The following is a 9,182-nucleotide window of genomic DNA, read 5'->3' on the forward strand; positions in this document are numbered from 1 at the left end:
CTCGTTGCCATTCAAACTTCCCCTTCACCCATCCTTTATCATTGATGAATTTGGAAGATATAGACTTTATTTCTTCCATAAAATCTGCCATGGACATGGTGGTTCCAAAACCTGTAAAAATATGTATATGATCCGGCACATTATTTATGGCCAGTAATTTTCGCTTTCGGTTTTGAACAAATCCTGTAATATACTTTTGTAATTCATCATTGTGACTTGAAGAGATTAAATTTCCCCTTTCTTTGACTGTAAAAAAGAATGCAGATAGACTTGACTGTATGTATTAGCCATATTTAATTTATAGGTCGCCGCTATGCGACTTTATTACAATATGATTTCTTGTATTTATCTACAAATAGGTCGCCGCTACGCGGCTAAGGCAAAATTCTTTGCCTCAATTTCAAATTATTTTAAGTAAATATAGGAAATTATTTGGTGGCTTTTTATAATATGCTCCAGCCGGTGGTCTTTGATTCTGCATAGGAAACAGGGACTGCCGGTGCCTAAGCGTAGTCGAAGACAGTGTGTTTAAGGCAAACCCCAATGCTTTTATTAAAGTATTTATTTTTTGCGGCTTGGCGAGCAATGTATTTTCCACGCAAAGGCGCAGAGGCGCAAAAAATACTAAAAAATATTATGATTACGCTGAGAAATACTGAGGTCTAATTCCTCTGTGTTAGTGCCTCAGTGTGTGTATTAAAAAGCCCCAAAATGTCATCCACTTTGAGGCTTTCTACGTATTGAATTTTATATCAGAATAGGATCATGTTCTAGAATTCGTCAGGCAGATCCTGCAACTGGTCATAAGTAAAAACAGGGCCGTCCTTGCAAACATAAATATGTCCGATGTTGCAACGTCCGCATTTGCCAAGTCCGCACTGCATCTTCATTTCAAGAGTAGTAATGATATCCTTGGGTGCAAATCCGAGCTTCAGCAACGATTGTACCGTAAATTTAATCATGATGGGCGGGCCACAGGTAATCACCTTTGTATTCTCTATGGTTGGCTTAACAACTTCTTCAAGGATCTTGGGAACTACGCCTACATTGCCTTTCCATTCGTCATCACCGCGGTCGACGGTAAGCGTCAGCTTTATGTCCGGATTATTTTTCCATTCCTCCAGTTCGCTTTTGTAAACCAGGTCGGCAGGACTACGCGATCCGTAAAGTATATTGATATCCTTATAATCCTTGCGATTGTCGAGCACATACTGGATCAGGGAACGTACAGGTGCCATCCCGATACCACCGCCGATGAACAGCAGGTTTTTGCCCTTAATGTCTTCCAAAGGGAAATTGTTGCCGTAAGGGCCGCGGATGCCGACTTCAGATCCTTCTTCCACCAAATCGTGTATGTCTGAGGTGATTTGCCCGGCTTTCTTTACCGAACATTCAAAAGTACCTTTGCGTGTAGGAGAGGAGGCAATACAAAAGGTGCATTCACCATGGCCGAACAGCGAAAATTCCACAAACTGTCCGGGTTTCCACTGGAAATCCTGCGCATATTTTTCTTCTACAAATTTCAACCTGAAGGTTTTAACATCGGGCGTTTCGTCCACGACAGCTTCAACTTTACATAATGCAGGTGTAAGTATCTTCTCCATTATTTAACTTCCTCCTTGCTTTTGCTGACAATATCATTAACCACTTTGAAAATTCCTTCATGCACAGGGCAGAAATTGGTGCATTTTCCGCATCCTATGCAGAGGTTCACTCCAAAGCGTTCTTTATAATAAACGAATTTGTGCATGATACGCTGGCGCCAACGCCTGAATTTCACAGGCCGCGGATTGTGGCCGCCGGCCATTTGGGTGAAATATTTCGACTGGCACGAATCATAGCATTTATAACGGACGCCACAGTCTTTGATCTTTTCATCTGATACCTTGAAACAGTGGCAGGTCGGGCAAATGTATGCACAGGCATTGCATCCCAGGCAGTTTTGAGCTGCAAGGTCAAATTCGCCTGAATCAAAGGCCTGTTGCAGCTTTTCCTGAATCTCTTTATAAGAAAGTTTGTTGGGAACAGCTTTTTTAAACTCTTCGAACGAAGCATGAACAAGATCTTCAGCTCCATCCACCTTTTGCAGGTTACCCTTGTTCTCAGAAAGGAATTTTTCACCTTTTTCTGAAGAAGCCTTGACCAAAACATCCTGACCGGCAGAAATCACGACTATGTCGCTGGCATCAGAAGTTTCTATATCATAATCCAGTGAAGTGCAGAAGCAGGAATTCTCAGGTTTTGTACAAAGTGTGGAAATGATGATGCTGTTTTCCTTACGTTTCAGGAAATCTTCATCTTCAAAATCCCATTTGGCAACCTTTTCCAGAACCTTCATTCCCTGTGCATCGCAAGGCCTTACCCCGATGATCACCTTAAAATCTTCGTACGGATCTTTAGTCAAGGGTTTGAGATGCACTCCTTCGCTATCCTCCGAATACCGGATTATTTCCGAGGTCTGAGGCAAAAACAAAGGCTTGATGCTCATTGTGGCCTTGATCGGAGGATCAGGATTGCAGTCAGCCAGATTCGTTACCTTTTTGTAACGGAATACGCCAAAATTTTCTACCGGAGCATAGGTGTCAAACTTCCCGATCAATGAGCTGTAGAACTCATTGATTCCATCCTTGCCGGTTTTGTATATTGAATAACTCATGGGTTCAGTGATTTAAAATTTGTGCGATCAAAGAATGAAGTCGTTGGGATCTTCAAGTTTATATTGATAAAAAGCACCGCGTTCCTTTTCATTCATGCCCGAAATATAATGCTGGAAATTCTCGTAAATCACCATTTCGTTGTACTTGTGCAACAGGTGCAATGGCAGGTTCTTGGGACAGGCTTTTTCGCAGTTCCTGCAATCAACGCAACGTCCGGCCAGGTGTAATGACCAGGTCAGCAGAGCAGTTGCTGCATTCGGAACAGTATTTGCTGCATTATAGAAAGCAGCTGATTCCTGGTCGATGGCGCATTTATCGCAATAGCAAAGTGGGCAGGACAAACGGCAGGCATTGCAGCGGATGCAGTTGTCAAAAACATCTTCAAAGAAGCGGGCACGTTCTTCCTGGCTTTTTTCTTTAAGTTGAAGCACTTCGGGGTCTGCCTGATACTCGGGTTTTCCTTTAGGGGTTCCAAGCAGGGAATCGTGAATAACGGCATCAGGCATTATGCAATTTGCGCAATTTCCGTAAAGTTCACCTTTATCATTTTTAACACCTGTGCAGCAAACGCCTACAACCTGCAAATTTTCCCTTTTTATCTGGCCTTCGGTGATCAGCATATTCAGTGCACGGCTGTCACAGCCTTTTACAACAATACCGACCTTCTTGCCTTTGGCATGTTCCATGGTCAGGTAGTTGGTCAGGTTGTAAGCCGATTCATCATTGAAAACCAAATTTTTGGCTTCTTCGGCAGAGGTAGCAATAAAAGGCACCGTCCTGTTTTCTTCGGCCAGCTTTTGGTAACCGATAAACAGTTCAATTTTATTTTCCTGGAAAAGCTGCAGGGCAATATCTTGAATTTCTTTCGTGAAGTCCATTATTTAATATCCTCCTTTTTAAGATGATGCAGCGGTCCAAGTTCCTTGATGTCTTCGGTGACTTTCTTAACCACTTGGGCGAATTTGGCACCTTCGGCAGCGGAAACCCACGAAAATTGTACCCTTTTTTCGTCGTAACCGACAAATTTGAGCAGCTCCCGGGTAACCAGAAAACGTCGCCGTGCATAATAATTTCCCGTAATATAATGGCAATCGCCCGGATGGCAACCGGAAACAAGCACGCCATCGGCTGTAGTCTGTAATGCTTTGAGTATGAAAGCCGGATCGACCCTTGAGGAACACGGAACCCTTATAATCCGGATATTAGGCGGATATTGTGTACGGGATGTTCCCGTCAGATCAGAACCTGCATACGAACACCAGTTGCACAGGAAGCCAATAATTTTCGGCTGCCATTCTTCGGATGTTGCAGTTTCCGCACTCACTTTTTCATTTATTGTCTCGTTCATATTTTGAAAAGATAATTCTTACCTCTTTTATTTTAGATTGACACTATTTCGTTGATAATCTGCTTGCTGGTAAAGCCCGAAAGGCTGGTGGCATTCGAACGGCAGACAGCCGTGCAGCAGCCGCATCCCTGGCAAACGCCTTCGTTGACTTTAGCCACTGTCCGGGTTTCTTTTGATCCCCGACTGACCGGTATCTCTTCAGAAACAATTGCACCGTAGGGGCAAACCTGCATACAGTTCAGGCAGCCAGTACAAAAATCGGTGTTGATGGCGGTGATCATCGGATCTTTCTTCATGGTATCGCTGGCAAAAAGGCCCATAACCTTTGCTGCGCAAGCCGATGCCTGGGCAACGGTATCCGGAATGTCTTTAGGTGCCTGATCGCAGCCTGCCAGATAAATCCCGGCTTTGGTTGTCTCTACCGGCCTTAATTTCGGGTGAGCCTCAGAGAAGAAGCCGTAACTGTCATAAGAGATTCCTAACATACGGGCAAGTTCGGGCGCATCGGATTGCGGCATAACTGCCGTAGCCAGAACAACCAAATCGGCTTCCACTTCAACCACATCGCCAATCTGGGCATCTTCGCCCCGTACAATCAGTTTCTTTCCTTTCTGGTATATCTTTGAAACCCGGCCCCGCAGGTAAGTTGCTGCGGTTTCAACCTGGGCACGCTTGACAAATTCTTCATAACCTTTGCCTGCCGCACGGATATCCATGTAAAATACGTAGGCATGTGAATCCGGAAGTTTACTATGCAGCAGCATCGTATGTTTTGCAGTATACATGCAGCAGATCTTTGAACAATAGGAGAATCCCTTGGCTTCGTCACGCGAACCGACACATTTGATGAAGACCACATTCTTGGGATGTTCGCCATCTGAAGGCCTTATGGGCAGCCCATTGGTCGGGCCGGAGGCAGATACCATTCTTTCAAATTCAAGGGAAGTGATGACATCCGGGAAACGGCCTACTCCATATTCCTCATATTCTTTTGCTTCGTATAATTTGTAACCCGTTGCTACAACAACGGCACCTATTTCGCGTTCAATAATTTCATCCTTCATCTCATAGTTGATTGCCCCGCGTTCGCAAACCTTGGCGCAAACCCCGCATTTCCCCTGGGTGAGCTTACGGCAAACCGTAGCATCAATAACTGGCTTGTTTGGCACAGCTTGTGGAAAAGGAGAGTAGATGGCTTTTCGGATTCCCTGGCCCAGGTTAAACTCATTGGATACCTTTACCGGACACTTCTGCGTGCAGGTTCCACAACCGGTGCAGAGTGAAAAATCAACATAAGAGGCTTTCTTCTTAATCTTTACCTTATAATTACCAACAAAACCCTGTAATTCAACAACCTCCGAATAAGGCATCAGTTCTATTAAAGGGTTTGAAGCTACATCAACCATGCGGGGTGTAAGGATACACTGCGAACAGTCGAGGGTAGGAAAGGTCTCATCCAACTGGGCCATGCGTCCGCCAATGGAAGGACTTTTTTCAACCAGGATAACCGGGATTTTAGCTTCCGCCATGTCCAGGGCTGCCTGTATACCGGCAATACCGCCGCCAATCACCAATGCCTTCTTGGTAACCGGGACTGAAATTTCCTGCAGCTGTTCATTGGCAATGGATTTGGCCACAGCCATACGCATCAGGTCTATTGCTTTTTCAGTAGCCTTAACCTTATCATTTTGATGAACCCATGAAGAATGTTCCCTGATATTGGCAATTTCAAGAAGGTAGGGATTCATGCCGGCTTCGGAAACGCAGCGGCGAAAAGTCTTTTCGTGCATACGGGGCGAACAGGATGCAATAACCACCGAGGTAAGCTTATAAGCAACAATAGCTTCCCTTATCTTTGATTGTCCCGGATCGGAACACATATATTTATAATCGAGGGCAAACTTGACCTCTTTTATCTTCTTTGCTTCTTCAACTACCTTTGTTACATCAACAACATCGGCAATATTTGAACCGCAATGACAAACAAACACACCAACTCGTGCCATATTTTATCTTTAATTTTCAAATCTTAAGGGCCAGCGCCCTTAAATTATATTATTTCTGTAAACAGTTTCTATTTAATCCTGATAATCATCAGGTTATATCCATCAAGCTTTTACTTCTTCAGCCTTTAACTTATTGTGCAACAAGGGTTCAACTGCAATTATATGTTTCCCGAATTGAAGGTCTTTTTCTGGAATGCCCAAGGCAAGCGCAATCAACTGGGTAAAATAAAGAACCGGCAGGTTGAATTTTTCCTTATAGGCCTTTTCAGATCCATGCTGCCTCATGTCCAGGTTGGACTGGCAAAGCGGGCAGGCAACAGCAACCAGGTCAGCACCTGCATCATGGGCATTCTCCAGAATCTTGCCGGTCAGCGAATAAACGATTTCCGTATCTGAAATGGAAAATGACGCCCCGCAGCACTCGGTTTTAAAATCAAAAGGAACAACGGTTGCACCCAAAGCTTCCATAATCTTGTCCATGGAAGTGGGATATTCTGGGGAATCAAACTGGGCAACGCCTTTAGGCCTTGTCAGCAGGCAGCCGTAATAGCAGGCAACCTTCAAGCCGGTCAATGGGCGGACGACTTTCTCTTTAATTTTTTCAATGCCCACATCTTCAAAGAAATACTGCAGGCCTGATTTTATTTCAACTGTACCCTGATATTGACCGTCAGGAATAACCTGATTTATCTTCTGCTTTAATTCAGGGTTTTTATCCAACTCTATTTTGGTGGCCTTCATCCGTGAAAAACAAGAAGCACAGGGAACCGTCATCACTTTATTATGAAGTTTCTCGGCCAGGATAAGATTTCGCATGGGCAATGCCACCGCTAAATCTTCAGTCATCACATGGGCCGAGGTTGCGCCACAACAATTCCAATCGGGTATTTCTTCCAGTTCTGTGTCGAAGGCTTTGATGATCAGCTTAAGGGAATTTTCAAATTCTCCGCTTGACCCGTGAGCCGAACAACCAGGGAAATAAGTGAGTTTATTCATCTTGAAATTATTTTCTCTCTTACTTACAATATCTTAAATTAAACAGAAAACAACTGTTTTCTATTTTTCTTTTTTATCCAACAGTTTGAACATCTTCTTGATAGCTGCCTTATTCCTTGTTTTTTCAGGCAAGAGTCCAAGTTTTCCTTTTCCAAGTGCAAGGGGGGCCAATGCCATATCCTTGAATAAACGGCCTGTGCGGATATTAAATTCGGCCATCAGCCTGATTTCGTACATCCGTCCATAATGTTTGACCATATTCAGGAAAATATCGTGAAATTTCCGAATTTCATTGATTTTGCGTGATTCCGGGTATATTTTTTCATCAATAGCCATATGACGGACGGTTTCCATCACCTTGGGAATGTCGATCTGGCGCGGACAGCGGGCAGCGCAACTGGAACAGGTCAGGCAAAACCAGCTGGAATTGGCAGAAAGTACCTTGTCTTTCAGTCCCAGTTTGATGGCCTGCATGATCTTTCTGGGAGGCAGTTCCATATAGGATGATACAGGACAAGTGGAAACACATTTTCCACACTGATAACATTCAAGGACATTGCTGCCACTTATCTTATTAACTTCAGCCAGAAATTTATTATCTTGTAAATCAGTTAATTGTATCATTGCTTTAATATAACTTTAATTCAAATACTTTTTAAATAGTCGCAAAAATAATCGAATTATCCTATTATTATTTTATAAAACATAAAAAGTTAATAAAAAGTTCACCAAAATGAAGGGATCTTTTCATAAAAAAGCATAAAAAACAAGAAGTTATGAATATCTACTTGTTTTATACTTTAGGGAATTGGGTAATAAATAATTTCTGTTATGTGAGAGGCTTGGAAAAAGTGGAGTAAATTTCAGAAGGGGGTAAATAAAAAATCCCGCCTGGGCGGGATTTTTTATATTAAATATTAAATTTTCTTAACGTTTATGGCTTGCGGACCTTTTTTCCCTTCACCAATTTCGAAGGAAACATCATCATTTTCTTTTAATTCCCTGCTATTTTGGTCAATTCCGGTATAATGGACAAAAATGTCACCTTTTTCATAGGTTATAAAACCGTAACCTTTTTGGTTATTATACCATTTAACTTTTCCCTGATACATTTTTTAAAATTTATTTGATTAGTAGTTATTTCTTCTATAATTGTTGCGGTTAAAGTTGCGTTCACCTTCAGCCTTAGGCCTTGCTTCGCTTACAGAAATTTCACGGTTCAGCAGATTATAGCCGTTAAGTTCTTCAATGGCTCTTTTTCCATCTTCATCATTGGCCATTTCAACAAAACCAAAACCTTTGCTTCTTCCGGAATACTTATCCTTTACAATTTTCACCGAAGTCACTTCGCCGTATTCTTCAAAAATTTGCTTCAGATTGTCTTCAGTACTGTTGTAACTGATGTTACCTACATAAATGTTCATAGTTTAAATGCTTTTAATAAATAATTTAGTTTTTGCTTTAAGATTAATGTGAGAAAAAAATGACCGGTCTGAAAGGATAACTACGGAAGGCAAGTCTTAAGCAGAGCAGAAATTTAATCACACAACTCAATAAAGTTTTACAAAGATAAACTTTATTTTCAAATATAAATTTAATTCTTTATTTTTTTCAGAAAAAAAAGAGGGTTAGTTCTCTTCACTTTCAATAAATTAATGCGATATAACAATCTGTTATTCAAGTATTGAACTTGTAATTCTGCTGCCATCATTTTAAAAAGGCGAAATATCAGGCTTCTTTACAGCCCGATTTCTTGCGTCTTTTTTAATTCTTTGTATCTTTGAAGCATAAACGTTAATGGAATAAACCCATGCAAAAACTTTTATTACTTGGCGATGAAGCTATAGCACAAGGCGTTCTCGATGCCGGACTTTCAGGAATATATGCTTATCCGGGTACTCCTTCCACAGAGATCATGGAATACATACAGGTTTCTGAACAGGGGGACCGGCAAAACATTCACCGGGAGTGGTCAACCAATGAGAAGACGGCAGTTGAAGAAGCTCTGGGCATGAGTTATGCCGGAAAGCGGGCTATAGTTTGCATGAAGCATGTTGGGTTAAATGTTGCTGCCGATGCCTTTATCAATGCTGCCATTACCGGTATCAACGGGGGATTGGTCGTGCTGGTTGCTGATGACCCTTCCATGCATTCTTCACAAAATGAACAGGACTC

10 protein-coding genes are annotated in these 9,182 nt (G+C 42.3%); 1 reads left to right on the plus strand and 9 read right to left on the minus strand.

The genetic code is table 11. The features are described from left to right. Positions 1–770: 770 nt before the first annotated feature. The 9 genes from Q8907_08545 to Q8907_08585 form a co-directional block, all read right to left on the minus strand. Positions 771–1,604 carry an FAD/NAD(P)-binding protein gene (locus tag Q8907_08545; protein ID MDP4274311.1) on the minus strand — a complete coding sequence of 278 codons (834 nt, stop codon included), beginning with the start codon at positions 1,602–1,604 and terminating at the stop codon, positions 771–773. Then, entirely contained in the window at positions 1,604–2,656 is a 1,053-nt protein-coding gene (locus tag Q8907_08550) for a 4Fe-4S dicluster domain-containing protein (protein ID MDP4274312.1), read from the minus strand. Before Q8907_08550 ends, Q8907_08545 begins: the two co-directional genes overlap by 1 nt. A 27-nt stretch (positions 2,657–2,683) precedes the next feature. Next, positions 2,684–3,535, minus strand: coding sequence for a 4Fe-4S dicluster domain-containing protein (locus Q8907_08555; protein ID MDP4274313.1), 852 nt, complete (start codon positions 3,533–3,535; stop codon positions 2,684–2,686). Then, a complete protein-coding gene (locus Q8907_08560; GenBank protein ID MDP4274314.1) occupies positions 3,535–4,005 on the minus strand; it encodes a hydrogenase iron-sulfur subunit in 471 nt (156 codons plus the stop codon). The genes Q8907_08555 and Q8907_08560 overlap by 1 nt, the downstream gene beginning before the upstream one ends. 32 nt (positions 4,006–4,037) lie before the next feature. Next, a complete protein-coding gene (locus Q8907_08565) occupies positions 4,038–6,011 on the minus strand; it encodes a CoB--CoM heterodisulfide reductase iron-sulfur subunit A family protein (protein MDP4274315.1) in 1,974 nt (657 codons plus the stop codon). 102 nt (positions 6,012–6,113) lie between these two features. Beyond that, positions 6,114–7,007 (minus strand): CoB--CoM heterodisulfide reductase iron-sulfur subunit B family protein, encoded by an 894-nt coding sequence (locus Q8907_08570; protein MDP4274316.1) that lies wholly within the window; start codon positions 7,005–7,007, stop codon positions 6,114–6,116. Between the two features lie 60 nt (positions 7,008–7,067). Next, positions 7,068–7,631, minus strand: coding sequence for a 4Fe-4S dicluster domain-containing protein (locus Q8907_08575; protein MDP4274317.1), 564 nt, complete (start codon positions 7,629–7,631; stop codon positions 7,068–7,070). Positions 7,632–7,924: 293 nt separating this feature from the next. Beyond that, complete coding sequence (locus Q8907_08580; GenBank protein MDP4274318.1) at positions 7,925–8,119, minus strand: cold shock domain-containing protein; 195 nt, start codon at positions 8,117–8,119, stop codon at positions 7,925–7,927. A gap of 18 nt (positions 8,120–8,137) precedes the next feature. Beyond that, positions 8,138–8,431: an RNA-binding protein gene (locus Q8907_08585; GenBank protein ID MDP4274319.1), complete on the minus strand. Its 294-nt coding sequence runs from the start codon at positions 8,429–8,431 to the stop codon at positions 8,138–8,140. A 386-nt stretch (positions 8,432–8,817) separates the two neighbouring features. Here Q8907_08585 and Q8907_08590 point away from each other — a divergent pair. Next, on the plus strand, positions 8,818–9,182 hold a 365-nt coding region (locus tag Q8907_08590; GenBank protein ID MDP4274320.1), incomplete at its 3' end, for an indolepyruvate ferredoxin oxidoreductase.

The sequence above is a fragment of the Bacteroidota bacterium genome (assembly GCA_030706565.1).
GTDB lineage: Bacteria > Bacteroidota > Bacteroidia > Bacteroidales > JAUZOH01 > JAUZOH01.